The sequence below is a fragment of the Kitasatospora indigofera genome (assembly GCF_014655955.1).
GTDB lineage: Bacteria > Actinomycetota > Actinomycetes > Streptomycetales > Streptomycetaceae > Kitasatospora > Kitasatospora indigofera.
In genome coordinates this window covers 1-14,518 of the sequence record NZ_BNBO01000038.1, presented here as the reverse complement: position 1 = coordinate 14,518, position 14,518 = coordinate 1, and the positions used below count along the sequence as shown (strand labels likewise).

At 73.9% G+C, this 14,518-nt stretch carries 15 protein-coding genes and 1 tRNA gene; 8 read left to right on the top strand and 8 right to left on the bottom strand.

Going from position 1 to position 14,518, the window contains the following annotated elements:
- Positions 1–294 precede the first annotated feature (294 nt).
- On the top strand, positions 295–1,380 hold the full coding sequence (locus IE329_RS26860; RefSeq protein ID WP_190213568.1) for an ATP-grasp domain-containing protein: 1,086 nt from the start codon (positions 295–297) through the stop codon (positions 1,378–1,380).
- Positions 1,381–1,438: 58 nt separating this feature from the next.
- Here IE329_RS26860 and IE329_RS26855 read toward each other — a convergent pair whose 3' ends face one another.
- The 5 genes from IE329_RS26855 to IE329_RS26835 all read right to left on the bottom strand — a co-directional run bounded on the left by IE329_RS26855 (position 1,439) and on the right by IE329_RS26835 (position 4,880).
- Positions 1,439–2,002 (bottom strand): methylated-DNA--[protein]-cysteine S-methyltransferase, encoded by a 564-nt coding sequence (locus IE329_RS26855; RefSeq protein ID WP_190213567.1) that lies wholly within the window; start codon positions 2,000–2,002, stop codon positions 1,439–1,441.
- A gap of 164 nt (positions 2,003–2,166) precedes the next feature.
- Positions 2,167–2,400: a hypothetical protein gene (locus IE329_RS26850; protein WP_190213566.1), complete on the bottom strand. Its 234-nt coding sequence runs from the start codon at positions 2,398–2,400 to the stop codon at positions 2,167–2,169.
- Positions 2,401–2,511: 111 nt separating this feature from the next.
- Positions 2,512–3,642, bottom strand: coding sequence for a hypothetical protein (locus IE329_RS26845; RefSeq protein WP_190213565.1), 1,131 nt, complete (start codon positions 3,640–3,642; stop codon positions 2,512–2,514).
- Between the two features lie 30 nt (positions 3,643–3,672).
- Positions 3,673–4,449: a histone deacetylase gene (locus IE329_RS26840; protein ID WP_373311306.1), complete on the bottom strand. Its 777-nt coding sequence runs from the start codon at positions 4,447–4,449 to the stop codon at positions 3,673–3,675.
- Between the two features lie 14 nt (positions 4,450–4,463).
- Complete coding sequence (locus tag IE329_RS26835) at positions 4,464–4,880, bottom strand: SHOCT domain-containing protein (RefSeq protein ID WP_190213610.1); 417 nt, start codon at positions 4,878–4,880, stop codon at positions 4,464–4,466.
- Between the two features lie 305 nt (positions 4,881–5,185).
- Here IE329_RS26835 and IE329_RS26830 point away from each other — a divergent pair, with 305 nt between their 5' ends.
- The 3 genes from IE329_RS26830 (at position 5,186) to IE329_RS26820 (ending at position 8,167) form a co-directional block, all read left to right on the top strand.
- A complete protein-coding gene (locus IE329_RS26830) occupies positions 5,186–5,857 on the top strand; it encodes a GAP family protein (RefSeq protein WP_190213564.1) in 672 nt (223 codons plus the stop codon).
- 106 nt (positions 5,858–5,963) lie between these two features.
- The gene (locus IE329_RS26825) at positions 5,964–7,685 is read left to right on the top strand and encodes a SulP family inorganic anion transporter (RefSeq protein ID WP_190213563.1); all 1,722 of its coding nucleotides are present in this window, start codon (positions 5,964–5,966) and stop codon (positions 7,683–7,685) included.
- Positions 7,686–7,732: 47 nt separating this feature from the next.
- The gene (locus IE329_RS26820; RefSeq protein WP_190213562.1) at positions 7,733–8,167 is read left to right on the top strand and encodes a DUF7144 family membrane protein; all 435 of its coding nucleotides are present in this window, start codon (positions 7,733–7,735) and stop codon (positions 8,165–8,167) included.
- Positions 8,168–8,346: 179 nt separating this feature from the next.
- Here the strand turns inward: IE329_RS26820 and IE329_RS26815 are convergent, their stop codons facing one another.
- Positions 8,347–8,838, bottom strand: a complete 492-nt coding sequence (locus IE329_RS26815) for an Lrp/AsnC family transcriptional regulator (protein WP_229927783.1) — start codon at positions 8,836–8,838, stop codon at positions 8,347–8,349.
- Between the two features lie 187 nt (positions 8,839–9,025).
- On the opposite strand from IE329_RS26815, the gene IE329_RS26810 reads away from it, so the two are divergent.
- On the top strand, positions 9,026–10,753 hold the full coding sequence (locus IE329_RS26810) for a PLP-dependent aminotransferase family protein (RefSeq protein WP_190213560.1): 1,728 nt from the start codon (positions 9,026–9,028) through the stop codon (positions 10,751–10,753).
- An 84-nt stretch (positions 10,754–10,837) separates the two neighbouring features.
- On the opposite strand, the gene IE329_RS26805 is transcribed toward IE329_RS26810, so the two are convergent.
- On the bottom strand, positions 10,838–11,008 hold the full coding sequence (locus tag IE329_RS26805; protein ID WP_190213559.1) for a hypothetical protein: 171 nt from the start codon (positions 11,006–11,008) through the stop codon (positions 10,838–10,840).
- A 289-nt stretch (positions 11,009–11,297) separates the two neighbouring features.
- Positions 11,298–11,371: transfer RNA gene (locus IE329_RS26800), tRNA-Thr, on the bottom strand.
- Between the two features lie 284 nt (positions 11,372–11,655).
- On the opposite strand from IE329_RS26800, the gene IE329_RS26795 reads away from it, so the two are divergent.
- From IE329_RS26795 to IE329_RS26785, 3 genes are all read left to right on the top strand, one after another.
- Positions 11,656–12,747: an ABC transporter ATP-binding protein gene (locus IE329_RS26795; RefSeq protein ID WP_190213558.1), complete on the top strand. Its 1,092-nt coding sequence runs from the start codon at positions 11,656–11,658 to the stop codon at positions 12,745–12,747.
- A 240-nt stretch (positions 12,748–12,987) separates the two neighbouring features.
- On the top strand, positions 12,988–13,434 hold the full coding sequence (locus tag IE329_RS26790) for a hypothetical protein (RefSeq protein ID WP_190213557.1): 447 nt from the start codon (positions 12,988–12,990) through the stop codon (positions 13,432–13,434).
- 97 nt (positions 13,435–13,531) lie between these two features.
- Positions 13,532–14,314: a nucleotidyltransferase family protein gene (locus IE329_RS26785; RefSeq protein ID WP_190213556.1), complete on the top strand. Its 783-nt coding sequence runs from the start codon at positions 13,532–13,534 to the stop codon at positions 14,312–14,314.
- Positions 14,315–14,518: the final 204 nt, after the last annotated feature.

Sequence of the window (14,518 nt, the reverse complement as noted above, 5' to 3'; positions counted from 1 at the left end):
CGGTTCACGCTCCGGAAATTCCCCGGAAAACCTGCCGCGGCCAATCGGCCGGCCCCCTTCGGCAAGGAGCGCCTCCCCGCCCGCGGGCCCGCGTCGGGGGGCAACCGTCCCGGCCCCCACCCGGCGTTCACGAAGACGCCGAAGGAGCGCTAAGGTGCCACCTCAAGGGCACGTCCAAGGCGCCGAAGTCACTGAAGCCGTTGGCCGACCGCCGGGTTTCGTATGCCTACGCACCGAGCGAGCGGCCGGACCGGATGCCCTCCCGAACGTTCACTCCTGCCCCGGGAGACCTCCGTGAGCGCACCCGTACGCGTCTGGCTCAACCGCACCTACGCCGAGAACGTGTTCTTCATCGAGCAGTTGCGCGCCGCGCCGCGCCAGGTCGAGGTCCATGCCACCCATGTCGACGCCGACTCACCGGTGCTGGCCGCCGCCGATGTCGCCTCCCTGGAACCCGACGGCCTGGCTCCCGACGAGTACGTGGCCTTCGCTCTCGAATACTGCGCCCGCAACGCCGTCGACGTCTTCCTGCCCCGGCTCAACCAACTCGCCATCTCCCTGCACCGCAAGGACTTCCAGGAGGTCGGCACGGCGCTGGCCTGCCCGCCGGCCACCGCCATCGCGGCCTTCGACAGCAAGGTCGACGGGTACGCGGCCATAGCCTCCGCCGGCCTGCCCACTCCCCCCTGGTGGCAGGTGCGGACGGCCGACGAGCTGCTGGCCGCCGTGACCGCGATCGAGGCGGCGGACGGCGTGCCCTGCCTGAAGCCCGCCTCCGGCGCCGGCGGCGAGGGGTTCCGGGTGCTCACCCGCGAGCCCTTCGGGCTGCACGCGCTGTCCGGGTGGCCGAGCGGACACGTCCAGCTCGACCAGGTGCTGGCGGCCATGGACGGCTCCGACACCCCCGTCGACCTGCTGGTCATGCCGTACCTGGAGGGCCCGGAGGTCTCGGTGGACTGCCTGGCCGACCTGGACGGCCGGCTGATCACCGCCGTGGGCCGCACCAAGCACCGGCGGCGGCGCAGCTTCACCACCGCCGCGCGGTACCTGGAGCCCGCCCGCCAGCTGGTCGAGACGCTCGGCGTCGCCTTCCTGTCGAACGTGCAGTTCCGGCACCACCACGGCGAGCCGGTGATCATCGACGTCAACACCAGACCGTCCGGCGGCCTGCACCAGCTGAGCCTCGCAGGCCTCAACCTGCCTTGGAACGCCGTGCAGTTGGCGCTCGGCGAGATTCCCGTCCCGGGGCCCGCCGACCGGCTCGCGGGCATCGAGTACACCTTGGTGTCCGGCGTCCACCCGGTCCTGCCGCGCCAGGTGCCGCCCGCGCTGGAGCGCATCCCGGTGGCCTTCGACCTGGTCGACGCCCTGCCGGGCTGAGCCGGGCGAGCGCGAGGCCGCCGGGCCCGGCCCGGCCGTTCCCGCCGGGCGGGGACGGTCAGCCGCGCCCGGCGGCCTCGGCCCAGTCGGGGCCGTTCCAGTCCAGGGTCGGCTCCAGGACGCCCTCCAGGGTGAGCAGCCAGCGCTTCACCTCGATGCCGACCCGGCCGCCGCCGAAGCCGCCGATGCCGTCCGCCGCCACCACCCGGTGGCAGGGCACCAGCAACGGCACGGGGTTGGCGGCCATCATCTGCCCGACCGTCCTGGCGGCCAGCCCCGGCTCGGTGATTCCTTCGAACACCCCACTGAGAGCGGCGAGTTCGCCGTAGGTGATGGTCCGTCCGTACGGGACTTCGGTGAGCAGGGTGCGCAGCACGACCCGGTGCGCGCCACCGGCCCGGGACCAGTCGATCGGCAGGTCCGGCGCCCGGCGGCGCCCGGCCAGGTACTCGGTGATCCGGCCGGTGACGGCGTCGATCTTCGCCGGGTCGGTGCAGGCCGGCACGGACGCTCCGGTGTCGCCCGGCAGGTAGTCCGACGTCACGACGCCGGCCGGGGTCACGGCGATCCGCATCGGACCGCTGGGCAGCGGTGTCCCGACCGTGATCCAGGTGGTCGACATGCCGGCCGCCCCGCTCCCGTCCGCCCGTTCCGTGAGGCCCGCGCCCGGGTCCGCCCGGCGCAGAGGCCCCGGGGGCGGACTCCCGCGACCGCCCCCGGGGCCATCGTACGACCGCCCCGCGGGCCCGCGGGGCGGTTCGCCGCCGGTCGTCGCCGGTGCCTCGGTCAGTGCCGCGCCTTCAGCTCCGCGGCGAGTTCGCGCGCCCAGTGCATGACCTCGTCCCGGTCGGCGGCCTTGCCGTCGCAGAGGATGCTGAGCTGCGGGTCGCTGAGGCGGTTCGGCCCCGGGATCTCCAGCAGGTAGGCGATCTCCGCCAGCATCGACGCGAGCCGCTGGGCGTCCGGGGCGCCGATCGCGACCGTCGTCTCATGATGGCTGATGTTGACAGAACCGGGCATCGCAGCCTCCTCCGTAGGCCCCCTTGTGCCCTCCACGGTACGGCCGCCGGCGCCGGCGCGCGCAGGGGCGGCGCCGCCCCCGGGCACACCCGCGGTCACGGGGCGGCGCCGTCAGCGCGCCGGCGCCGGCCCCGGGCTCATCCCGGCCAGCTGCAGCCAGAGCCCGAAGCCGGTGCGGTCCGCCGCACCGGCCGAGTGCTCGGGCTCCGCCCGCCGGTACCGGCCGATGTAGTCGTGGGCGGCGCTGACCGTCCAGGCGGGCAGCTCCTGGTCGATCAGGCGGTCCCACTTGGTGGTGGTGCGCTCGTCGTGGAGCTGGTGCAGCGGGAGGTGCCGGCAGGCGGCCCAGCAGATCAGGTCAGGTGCGTCGTCGAGCAGCCGGCCGGGGCCGGTCCTGACCGCCTTGGGGATCCCGGCCAGCGCCCGCCGCGCCGTGCGCCGGGCCTCCAGCGCCCGGAGCACCCCGAGCGGGTGGACCCGCGGGTGGATCAGCGCGGCGTAGTGCGGCGAGGTGATGTCCGCCCACAGCGCGTCCAGCCCGCTGTCGGTCGAGACCAGGTGCGGCAGGTAGGGCGTGGGCGCGGTGGAGAGGCAGGCCAGCGCCCGGGTGACGTCCGCCATCGAGAACCGCGGCAGCCAGCCCTCGCGTTCGAACTCCTCGGCCAGTCTGCGCAGTTCCGGGCAGCGCCGGAGGCAGTCCTGGGCGGTGGCCGGGTTCAGGTAGAGGTCCGCGATGTCGTGCAGCCGCCGGACGTGCTCGCGCTCCGGGCTGGTGAAGACCTCCAGCCGGACGGTCGACCCGGCCAGGTGGGACAGCCCCGACCGGGCCGCGGCCTGCGCCAGCAGGGTCAGCCGCTGGAACCCGTCGATGGACTCCGGCCGGGCCAGTTCGACCAGGCCGCCCCGGATCCGGATGCTCTCGGCGCCGAGCGCCAGCTGCCCCGCCCGGCCGAACTCCTCCGGCCGCTCCCTGAGCAGTTCGGCGAGCACCCGGTTGTGGCCGCTGCCGTGCAGGAAGCCGCGCCGGGCCCGGAGCGAGCGGGCGGCCTCCGGCCCCGCCGCCAGGCCGGCCAGTTCACCGGCCGGCACCTGGAGCGACCAGCCCCGGTCGAACCGGGTCAGCCGGCCGGGCCGCAGGGCCAGCACCGGCCCGGCGAAGGCGTCGTACCCGCCGGCGCCGGCTGCCCCGACGACGCCCTCGGCGCTCCGGTGGCCGCCGGGCGGCGGAAGTAGTTTGTCCACGTATCTGCCAACGGGCCGTGAGCCGATCGGTTATGGCACCCGCCCCGGAATCTTGCGGGCCGGGCGCACGGGCACCACCGGGCCGTCCGCCGGAGCACCCGGCGCCGGCCGCGGGTCCGGGCCGAGAAGGGCCTCGACGTCGGCCGGACGCCAGGCCCCGGCCGCCCCCGGACGGCCGGCGAGGTAGCCCGCGATCCGCCGCGGCGACCAGCCGTGGCCCTCGCGCAGCCCCCTGGCCAGCTGGCGCAGGTACCCGGCGGCCGGCCGGGTCGGTTCGGCCTCCGCGCGGCGCCAGGGCGCGGTGAGGGTCAGCACCGGCAGCCCGTCCAGCCATCCGGCCCGGAGCAGGGTCTCGTAGCGGCCGGGCCCCAGCCGGGCACGGCCGTCGGCCAGCACCCCGGCCAGGTCGAGGTCCGCCCCGGGCGGGCGGGCCATCTCCTGGGCCGCGACGTCCGCGAACTGCCCGGCCGACAGCAGGTAGGCGCGGGCGGGCATCTCCCCGGGGTCGAGCGGGTCGTAGAAGCCGCTGCCGCCGGTCCAGACGGCGGACTCCAGGGCGAAGTAGAGCTGCCCGGGCAGCAGGAGGGGCACCGCGCGCTCCGGCGGCCGGGCGTCCCGGCAGCCCGGGTAGGTGCGTGCGGCCCCGGGCGGCCGGCCCCCGGCGAGGTAGCAGGTGAACCGGTCCAGGCACATGTTGGAGGCGTAGGCGGCGTACCAGACCCGCCCGCCGGGGGCGGGACCGGGCCGGACGGGCCCGGCCGCCCGGCCCGGGTCCCGCGCCGGACGCCGCGCACCACCGCTTGCCACCGGACCCACCGCCCTCAGGCGAGCAGCTTGTCCTTCGCCCGCTGGTACTCCACCTCGGTGAGGGCGCCGCTGTTCTTGAGGTCCGCGAGCTTGGCGAGCTCGTCGACGTGACTGGACGGTCCGCCCCCGCCCCCGCCCCCGCCCGGCGAGGCGGCCGCGTCCCGCACGTAGGCCTTGAACGCGGCATCGGTGCGCCGGGCCTGCTCCAGATCGCGCTCGCCCATCGAGCGGCCGCGCGCGATCACGTAGACGAAGACGCCGAGGAACGGGAGCAGGATCACGAAGATCGTCCAGCCCGCCTTGCCCCAGCCGCCCAGGTCCTGACTGCGGAAGATGTCGGTGATGATCTTGAAGAGCAGGAAGAACCAGAGGACCCAGAGGAAGAACTCCAACATCGTCCAGAACAGATTGAGCAGCGGGTAGTCGTCCATGGTGCTCCCGTCCCAGCCGGTCACCGTATCTCGGTGGCCGCTCAGCCAACTGCGCCGCCGGTGACGCACGGACGGCACTGAAACGAGTCATATCACCACATTTCTCTCACAGCATTTCACCGTGTCCGGTACCGCGGGGGACGGGAACCGGTTCACCCGTAAGGCCCAGGCCACCGCGCCGATCACGCCGCCGGCACCGGGAATGGGAGCAGCACACCAACCCGGTCGGCCCCACGTCCGCCGGACCGACAGCCGGACCGCCCGAGGCGCGGGGCGGGAATCCGACCAGTTCCAGGGAGGGCTCCGTGGGCGACGCAGTCGGCCAGATGCTGGCCTCCGCGGTCGGCATCGCGATCAGCCCGCTGCCGCTGATCGCGGTGATCCTGATGCTGGCCACGCCCAAGGGACAGGCGAACGGGGCCGCGTTCACGGCCGGCTGGACGCTCGCTCTGGCGGCGGTGGTGGCCGTGGTGGTGCTCGCGGGCTCCGGTGCGGGCACCGACAGCGGGAAGCCCACCTGGTCGTACTGGCTGAAGCTGGCGCTCGGCGTCCTCTTCCTGCTGCTCGGCGCCAGGCAGTGGCGGGGCCGCCCGCGGGAGGGCCACGTCACCGAGCCGCCGAGGTGGATGCGGGCGGTCGACCGGTTCACCCCCGGGAAGGCGGCCGGCCTGGGGGCCGCGCTGGTCGTCGCGAACCCGAAGAACCTGGCGCTCGCCGTGGGCGGGGCGGCCTCCATCGCGACCAGCGGCGCCGCGGCCGGCGGAAAGACGGTGGCGGCGGTCCTGATGGTGCTGGTGGGGTCGCTGTGCACGCTGTTACCACTCGGCGTGCAGCTCCTCGGCGGCGACCGGTCGGCCCGGGTGCTGGGCGGCTGGAAGGCGTGGACGGCCGCCCACAACGCGGCCGTCATGATGGTCGTCCTGGTCGTCCTCGGCGCCAAGTACGTCGGGGACTCGATCTCCGGTCTGACCACGTGACGCCCCGGCGCACCGGGACGGGCCGGCACCCGGCCACCCGTCACCGCAGCGGCGGACCGGGCCCCCACGGCCGGCGTGCCGCCGGCCGCCGCCCCGGCGGGGTGCCGTGAAGGGGCGGGGCGGCACGCGGCCGCGCCCCGGCGCCGGACCGCCCCGGCCGCCGTTCGGCAGGCCGACCACGGCCGACGTCACGTCAGGCTTCGTGACCGGCCTGTTCTCGATCCCCGAAGGCATGGCGTACGCGTCGATCGGCGGCTTCAACCCGGTGGCCGGGCTCTTCTCGGGCGTCGTCCCGGCGATCGTCGGCTCGCTGACGGCCCGTACCGTCCTGATGGTCACCACCCTGACCAGCGCGATCGCGCTCACCGCGCAGAGCGTGCTGGACGAGGCCGGGCTGGACCCGCTCGACCCCGGGAACGTGGCCCTGATCTCGGTGATGGCCGGCGTGGTGATGCTGCTGATGGGGCTGCTGCGGTTCGGCGTGGTGCTGAGCTTCGTCTCCAACGCCGTGATGACCGGCTTCTCCACCGGCATCGCCGTCCAGATCATCACCGGCGTGCTCCAGGACGCCACCGGGTACCAGCCACAGGGCCACAACCGGCTCGCGCGGCTCTACGACTGGCTGGCCCACGTCGGCAGCTGGGACCTGGCCACCACCCTGGTGGCGGCCGTGACCATCGGCGTCTGGGCGCTCGCCCACGCCGTACCGCGGCTGCGGGCGGTCGCCCTGCTGGTCGCCATGGTCCTGGTGAGCGTCGGGGTGGCGCTCCTCGGCACCGGCGTCGACCTGGTCGGGAGCATCGCCGACATCCCCTCGGCGCTGCCGCACTTCACCGCCCCGCACTGGTCGGCGCTCCCCACCCTCGCCGGCGGGGCCCTGTCGATCGCCCTGGTCGCCCTCGCGCAGGCCGCCGGCATCTCCCCGACCGTGCCCAACCCGGACGGCTCGAAGCCCGACATGAACCGGGACTTCACCGCCCAGGGCCTGGCCAACCTGGCCGGCGGCCTGTTCCAGGCGCTGCCGACCGGCGGCTCGCTCTCCCGCACCGGGGTCGCCGTCGCGGCCGGCGCCCGGACCCGCTGGGCCGGCGTCTTCTCCGGGGTCTGGCTCGCCCTGATCGTGCTGACCCTCGCCCCGGTGGCCGAACGGATACCGATGCCGGTGATCGGCGGCCTGATCCTGGTGGTCGGCGGCGAGCTGATCTGGGGCAAGCGCCACGACATCCTGCTGGTCGTCCGCACCTCGTGGACGTCCACCGCGGCGATGGTGCTCACCTTCGTCCTCACCACGCAGCTGGCGCTGCAGCAGACGATCATCATCGGCGCCGTGCTGTCCCTCCTGCTGTACTGCGTCCAGGCGGCCCGGCAGGCCCGGTTGCGGGCCGTCCTCCCGACCGGTGACGGCCGCTGGCGCACCGCGCCCCCGCCGTCCCGGCTGCCGGCCGGCGAGGTGACCGTCCTCGAATACACCGGCATCAGCCTGTTCGCCGAACTGCCGCACATCCAGGCCGACTGGCCCGACACCGCCGGGGCCGAGCGGGCCGTCCTCGTCCTCACCGTCAGCGGCCTCCCGGACGTCCCGTCCTCCGCGGTGATCAAGTGGCTCGGCCGCCGGTCGGACGAGCTGGAACGCCAGGGCGGCCGGCTGGTGCTGGCCGGCGCCACCCCGGCCTTCGAGCACGTGATCCGGGCCACCGGCCTGATCGGGCGCCTCGGCGAGGACGGCGTCGTCCCCGCCGACCCGGTGCTCGGCGCCTCCCTCCAGGAGGCCGTCGGCCGGGGCGAGCGGTGGATCGCCGAGGGCCGCGACCCGGACCACCCCCCTTGACCGCCTCCCCCAGAACCGCCGTCCGGCTCCCCGAGAAAGGACCCACCATGACCACCAACCCCAACGCGCCCTACCGGGACACCCCGTCCGCCTCGCAGAACAGCGGATGGGTCACCGGCCTCGCCCTGTTCGCCGGTGTCGTGATGCTGGTCAACGGCATCCTCGACATCTTCCAGGGGATCGTCGCCGTCATCGACAACGACCTCATCGTGACCACCCCCAACTACGTCTTCCGCTTCGACGTGACCTCCTGGGGCTGGGTCCACATCGTCATCGGCGCCCTGGTCGTCGTGGCCGGCGCCGGCGTCCTGCGAGGTGCCCTCTGGGGCCGCATCGCCGGTATCGTCCTGGCCTCGGTGAGCGCGATCAGCGCCTTCATGTGGCTCCCCTACTACCCGGTGTGGAACATCATCGTGATCGCCCTGGACGTCTTCGTCATCTGGGCCCTGTGCGTCTACCGCGACGACGACCGGGCCTTCTGACCGGACGTCCGCTCCCGACAACCCCGCCGGCGTCAGGGCCGGCCCCGCAGGACGCCCCGGGCCCGCCGGCCCGGGGCGTCCGCCGCTCACGGGACGGCCGCCGCTCCCGGGGACGGCACGGGCGCCCCGCACCCACCGGCCCGAGGCCACCGGCCCGGGCGCGGGTCACCGGCCGGCGCTCACCCGCCGGGCACCAGGTGCCGGCGCCCGGCGATCTGCTCGAAGATCAGGTTGGTCCGGGTCTGCGCCACCGCCGGGTGGGTGGTGAGGTGGTCCACCACGAAGTCGCGCAGGGCGTCGGGGTGCGCGAGGGCGACATGGAGCAGGTAGTCGTCGGATCCGGCCATGTGGAAGACCGCCACCACGCCCGGCATGTCGGGGGCGCTGTCGCGGAAGCTCTCGTTCTGCTCCCGGGTGTGGGCCCGCAGCCGGACCGAGATCATCGCCTGCAGCGGCAGCCCGATCGCGGCCGGGGCGATCTCGGCCCGGAACGCGCGGATCACCCCGCGCTCGCGCAGCGCGCGCACCCGGGCCAGACAGGTCGAGGGGGCGATGCCCACCGCGTCGGCGAGGGCGTTGTTCGGCGTCCGGGCGTTGTCGGCGAGGATGCGCAGGATCGCCCGGTCCACGTCGTCGAGGGGCGCCTGCCGGGTGTGAGGATTGTTCGGCACGAGGCCCAGGGTCCCCCGCCCTGCCGATGATTCGCAAGGATTCAGCCGCCCTTTCCGAATCTTCTGCGGATGACTTCCCCTCCTACCGTCACAGGTTCCATCCTGGCCCTCGATCGGATCGGCCCTCGCCGGCCACCGGAGTCCTCCCGGCGGATCGTCCGACCCAGCCCACCGGGAGCGCCGCAGCATGAGCCGAACCGACACCCTGACCGTGCCCGCGGGCCACGACCGGCCGGACGTCCGCCCGCCCGCCCCGGACACCGCCGCCCTCCCCGCGGCACCGGGCGAGGCCGTCGGGACGGCGGGCCCGGCCGAGGAGCCGGACGCCCTCGCCTTCGAGCTCCCGGCCGGCGGGCTGGACGACGATCGGCGCCTGCGCGCCCTGGACAGCATGGACGCCTACCTGACGAGCAAGCGCCGCCACCTGCTCGGCTACCAGGCCACCCAGGAGATGGGCGGCGGCGCCTTCGACCTCGGCCGGTTCATGCACCACAACATCAACAACCTCGGCGACCCGTTCCGGAGCGGTGGCTACAAGCCGAACACCAAGGTGGTCGAGCGCGCCGTCCTCGACTACTACGCCGCCCTGTGGCACGCCAAGGGCCCGTACGACCCGGCCGACCCCGAGTCCTACTGGGGCTACGTCCTGTCCATGGGCTCGACCGAGGGCAACATGTACGCGCTCTGGAACGCCCGGGACTACCTGAGCGGCAAGGCGCTGATCCAGTCGCCGGCCGCCGGCCCGCACTACGTCCGGGCCGCGCCCGGGGCGGGCAACCCCAACGCCTACCGGCCGGTGGCCTTCTACTCCGAGGACACCCACTACTCCTTCGCCAAGGCCGTCCACGTGCTGGGCGTGGAGACCTTCCACGCCGTCGGCACGGAGCAGTACCCGGACGAGTGCCCGCTGGCCGGGCCGGCCGGGGAGCAGCCGCCGGCCTGGCCCGCCGAGGTGCCCTCCCGCCGGGGCCCCTCGGGCCACACCTGGGACGGCACTGGCGAGATCGACGTCGACGCCCTGGCGGTGCTGGTGGAGTTCTTCGCCGCGAAGGGGCACCCGGTCTTCGTCAGCCTCAACCTGGGCAGCACCTTCAAGGGCGCCCACGACGACGTCCGGGAGGTCTGCGAGCGCCTGCTGCCGATCTTCGAGAGGCACGGCCTGATCCAGGGCGAGGTGGCGTACGGCAAGGACCCGGGCACCGGCGAGCCGTTGACGGACCTGCGGCGGCGCTTCTGGATCCACGTCGACGGCGCGCTCGGCGCCGGGTACGCGCCCTTCCTGCGGATGGCCGCCGCCGACCCGGCCGGGTTCGGCTGGACGCCCGACGGCGGGCTGCCCGAGTTCGACTTCGGCATCACCCTGCCCACCCGGGAGTTCGGCGACCTCGACATGGTCTCCTCGATCGCCATGAGCGGCCACAAGTGGCCCGGTGCGCCGTGGCCGTGCGGCATCTACATGACCAAGGTCAAGTACCAGATATCACCGCCGTCCCAGCCGGAGTACATCGGCGCGCCCGACACCACCTTCGCCGGCTCCCGCAACGGCTTCTCGCCGCTCATCCTCTGGGACCACCTCGCCCGGCACTCCTACCAGGACCAGGTCGACCGGATCCGCCGGGCCCAGGAGCTGGCCGCCTACCTGGAGCGGCAACTCCACCTCCTGGAGCAGGAGAAGGGCATCGAGCTGTGGCCGGCCCGCACCCCGGGCGCGATCACGGTGCGGTTCCGCAAGCCCAGCCCCGAGCTGGTCGCGAAGTGGTCCCTCTCCTCGCAGGAAGTCCTGCTCGTCCCGGGCGACGAGCGCACCCGGCGCAGCTACGTGCACGTCTTCCTGATGTCCTCGGTCGACCGCGCCAAGCTGGACGAGCTGCTGGCGGACCTCGCCGAGGACCACGCCCTCCTGGCGCGGGCCTGACCGCCGGGGCGGCCGGCCGGCCGGGGACGGCCCGGGCCCGGGGCAGGCGGACCTGATCACGACCGCGCGGGGCGGCCGGAAGTCTCAGGCCGGGTCGGCATCCCGCTGCCGGCCGGCCACCGCCACGGCGAGCGCGAGGAGAGCCTCCACCTGGGCGGCCGCGATCAGCTGGTCCACCGAGTGGCGGCCCGTCTTCTTCTCGCTCTCGTCGAGCAGCTTCCGGGCCTTGTGCGCGTGATCGGAAAAGTCAGCCATGGCGCCACCGTAGCGGCCTCCCTGCCGTGGGGCAGCCGGTTCGGCGGACGCGCTCCCCGGTCCGTGCGCAGGGCCGCGGACGGGGCAGCCCTCACTGCTGATGATCCGTCACGGCCGGTCGCCCCGAGCGTGGTCGGGCCGGAGCCCCGCAGCCGGTCCGGCACGGGCGGGCCGACCCGATGCCGCCCGGCGGGTCGCCGCACCGCCCACGCGAACGGCCCCGGACGAAGTCGTCCGGGGCCGTTGCCACGAAGGGCCGCGTCCGCAGCTCGTCCGGGTTGGCGCACTGAGCCCCCTGTCGGATTCGAACCGACGACCTTCGCTTTACAAGAGCGGTGCTCTGGCCAGCTGAGCTAAGGAGGCATGGTGACCGTCCGCGGCGGACCACGGCGGCACCGGGTGGCAGTCTACCGGGACGGGGTGGCGCGTTGTCTGCATATCGCCGACCCCGCCCGGGCGGCCGGGGGGCGTGACCGAACCGATGCGGAAATCGGGGGCGGGAGGGGGCTGACAAGGGACGGAGCCGGGAGGTAGCGTCGCCTGGAGCTGGTTCGCGCAGTGGTTCAGACCACCGGGGCCGGCCGAGCAGACATCCACCTTTACTCGGATCGTCCGGCACGTTCCTGCCGGTGAAGGAGAACACAGCCATGGCTTCTGTCACGTTCGACAAGGCGACCCGCCTCTACCCGGGCGGCACCAAGCCCGCCGTGGACGCCCTTGAGCTGCACGTCGAGGACGGCGAGTTCCTCGTCCTCGTCGGCCCCTCGGGCTGCGGCAAGTCGACCAGCCTCCGCATGCTGGCCGGCCTGGAGGACGTCAACGGTGGCGCCATCCGCATCGGTGACCGCGACGTCACGCACCTGCCGCCGAAGGACCGGGACATCGCGATGGTGTTCCAGAACTACGCGCTGTACCCGCACATGACCGTCGCGGACAACATGGGCTTCGCGCTGAAGATCGCCGGCGTCAACAAGGCCGAGATCCGCAGCAAGGTCGAGGAGGCCGCGAAGATCCTCGACCTGACCGACTACCTGGACCGCAAGCCGAAGGCGCTCTCCGGCGGTCAGCGCCAGCGTGTCGCGATGGGCCGCGCGATCGTCCGCGAGCCGCAGGTCTTCCTCATGGACGAGCCGCTGTCGAACCTCGACGCCAAGCTCCGCGTCTCGACCCGTACGCAGATCGCCAGCCTGCAGCGCCGCCTGGGCATCACCACCGTGTACGTGACCCACGACCAGGTCGAGGCCCTCACCATGGGCGACCGCGTGGCGGTCCTCAAGGACGGTCTGCTGCAGCAGGTCGACAGCCCGCGCACCATGTACGACCGCCCGGCGAACCTGTTCGTGGCCGGCTTCATCGGCTCCCCGGCGATGAACCTCGTCGAGGTCCCGCTGGTCGACGGCGGCGTGAAGTTCGGCGGCTCGATCATCAACATCTCCCGTGACGAGCTGGCCGGCGCCGGCACCGACAAGACGGTCACCGTCGGCATCCGCCCGGAGCACTTCGAGATCGTCCCGGCCGGTGGCATCGAGGGCGTCGCCGTCACCGTCAACGTGGTCGAGGAGCTCGGCGCCGACGGCTTCGTCTACGGCACCACCAAGATCGGTGGCGACGACAAGGACATCGTCGTCCGCGTGCACGGCCGTCAGATCCCGGAGCGCGGCGAGACCATCCACGTCGTGCCGATCGGTCACGAGACCCACGTCTTCTCGACCAGCACGGGTGCCCGCCTGAGCGCCTGACGCTCCGGGGCCCCGGCCCCGCGGTACCAGAACTGACATACGGGTGAGCCCTGCCGGACGGCGGTCCGGCAGGGCTCAGTCGTGTCCGCGGCCGGCTGCGGCCCGGGCCGGGCCGCAGCGCACCCGACGGCCCGCCGGCGCCCGACCCGTCAACACGGTGACGGGACGAAACGGGACACGGCTCACTCGATGGAGTAACGGAATGCGATACCGGGCATACCCAGCGCTACGCTCCTGAGCGTGAATCAGCTTGTGCGCCGCATCGGCCAGACCGTAGCCCTCACTCTGCCCGTGATCCTGGTGACCACCGGCACCCTCGCCGTGACCCGGGTGCCCTGGGCCCCGCCGACCTCGCTCGACCAGCAGGTCGTCGCGGCGTCCAGCAACGACGGGGCCGGCATCGGACGCGCCCCCGCCGGCCAGGCCGCCAACCCGGGCCTCGCCCCGCAGGACGCCCTGCGCGCCGACCTCCTCGACGAACTGCGCGCCAACAACCCGGGCACCGCGCTCGACCTGCTGGAGCGGACGATGCGCGAGAAGCCCGCCCTCACCCCGTACTGCAGCACGCTCGCCGCCGACCTGGGCAAGGCCGCCGTGCGCAAGTACCAGGGCGACGTCCAGCGGGCCCGTTCCTTCGCCCGCCCGGTCTGCGACGGCTCCTTCGCCTCGGGGGCCACGGCCGGCTGACGGCCGCCGGCCGCCCCCGGGGACGGCCGGGCACCCGGGGACCCGGGCCGGGGCACTCGTACCGGCCCCGCCGGACCCCGGCCCTATTGTTCTCGGCATGACCGCTGACTCCGCTTCCCTCGTAGCCCCCGTCGTCACCCAGGCGGTGATCCTGGCCGGCGGGCAGGGCTCCCGGCTGCGCCCGTACACCGACGACCGTCCCAAGCCGCTGGTGGAGATCCCCGGCACCGGCACGCCGATCGTCGGCCACCAGCTGGCCTGGCTGGCCGCGGAGGGCGTCACCGACGTGGTGATCTCCTGCGGCCATCTGGCCGAGGTGCTGCAGGAGTGGCTCGACAAGGCCGACCTGCCGCTGAACGTCAGCACCGTGGTCGAGAGCGAGCCGCTGGGACGCGGCGGCGGGCTGAAGTACGCCGCCCGGGCCCTCCCCCGCCCGGCGGAGCCCTGGTACGCCACCAACGGCGACATCTGGACCCGTTTCAGCCTCCGCGACATGGCCTCCTTCCACCACGAGCGGGACGCCGTCGCGACGCTCGCGCTGGCCCGGCCGCGGATCCCCTGGGGCGCGGTGGAGACCGACCAGTTCGGCAACGTGCTCGACTTCATCGAGGCGCCGCCGTCGCCGTTCCTCATCAACGCGGGCCTGTACGTCTTCAGCCCGGAGTTCGCCGCGCTGCTGCCCGACGTTGGCGACCACGAGCGCACCACCTTCCCCCAGCTGGCGCGCGGGAAGCGACTGGCCGGCTACCAGCTGCCGCAGGGCGTGTACTGGCGGGCGATCGACACCGCCAAGGACCTCACGGAGGCGGCCAAGGAGCTGGCCTCCGGCGCCGGCCTGAGCCCGGTGGCGCCCCGGAGCGCGCCGGTCTCCCCCGAGTAGGTCCCCGGGCGGCCCGAACGGCCCGGGCGGCCTTCAGCGGCCCTGCGGCCCCGTCCGGGCCGGGACACCGGCCGGCAGCCTCCCACGGGCCGGGTACGGCCCGTCATCGCCTTCCTGGTGGCCCCGCAGTGGCCCGCAAGGGCCCGACGCCGGCCCCGCGACGGAACGAGCCGGCCGGGACACTCCCCACGGAGTGTCCCGGCC

Coding starts and splice junctions, on each gene's coding strand:
- IE329_RS26855 (WP_190213567.1), bottom strand. CDS start 2,002: ATGTCGACCACCTGGATCACGGTCGGGACACCGCTGCCCAGCGGTCCG.
- IE329_RS26850 (WP_190213566.1), bottom strand. CDS start 2,400: ATGCCCGGTTCTGTCAACATCAGCCATCATGAGACGACGGTCGCGATC.
- IE329_RS26835 (WP_190213610.1), bottom strand. CDS start 4,880: ATGGACGACTACCCGCTGCTCAATCTGTTCTGGACGATGTTGGAGTTC.
- IE329_RS26820 (WP_190213562.1), top strand. CDS start 7,733: ATGACCACCAACCCCAACGCGCCCTACCGGGACACCCCGTCCGCCTCG.
- IE329_RS26810 (WP_190213560.1), top strand. CDS start 9,026: ATGAGCCGAACCGACACCCTGACCGTGCCCGCGGGCCACGACCGGCCG.
- IE329_RS26805 (WP_190213559.1), bottom strand. CDS start 11,008: ATGGCTGACTTTTCCGATCACGCGCACAAGGCCCGGAAGCTGCTCGAC.
- IE329_RS26795 (WP_190213558.1), top strand. CDS start 11,656: ATGGCTTCTGTCACGTTCGACAAGGCGACCCGCCTCTACCCGGGCGGC.
- IE329_RS26785 (WP_190213556.1), top strand. CDS start 13,532: ATGACCGCTGACTCCGCTTCCCTCGTAGCCCCCGTCGTCACCCAGGCG.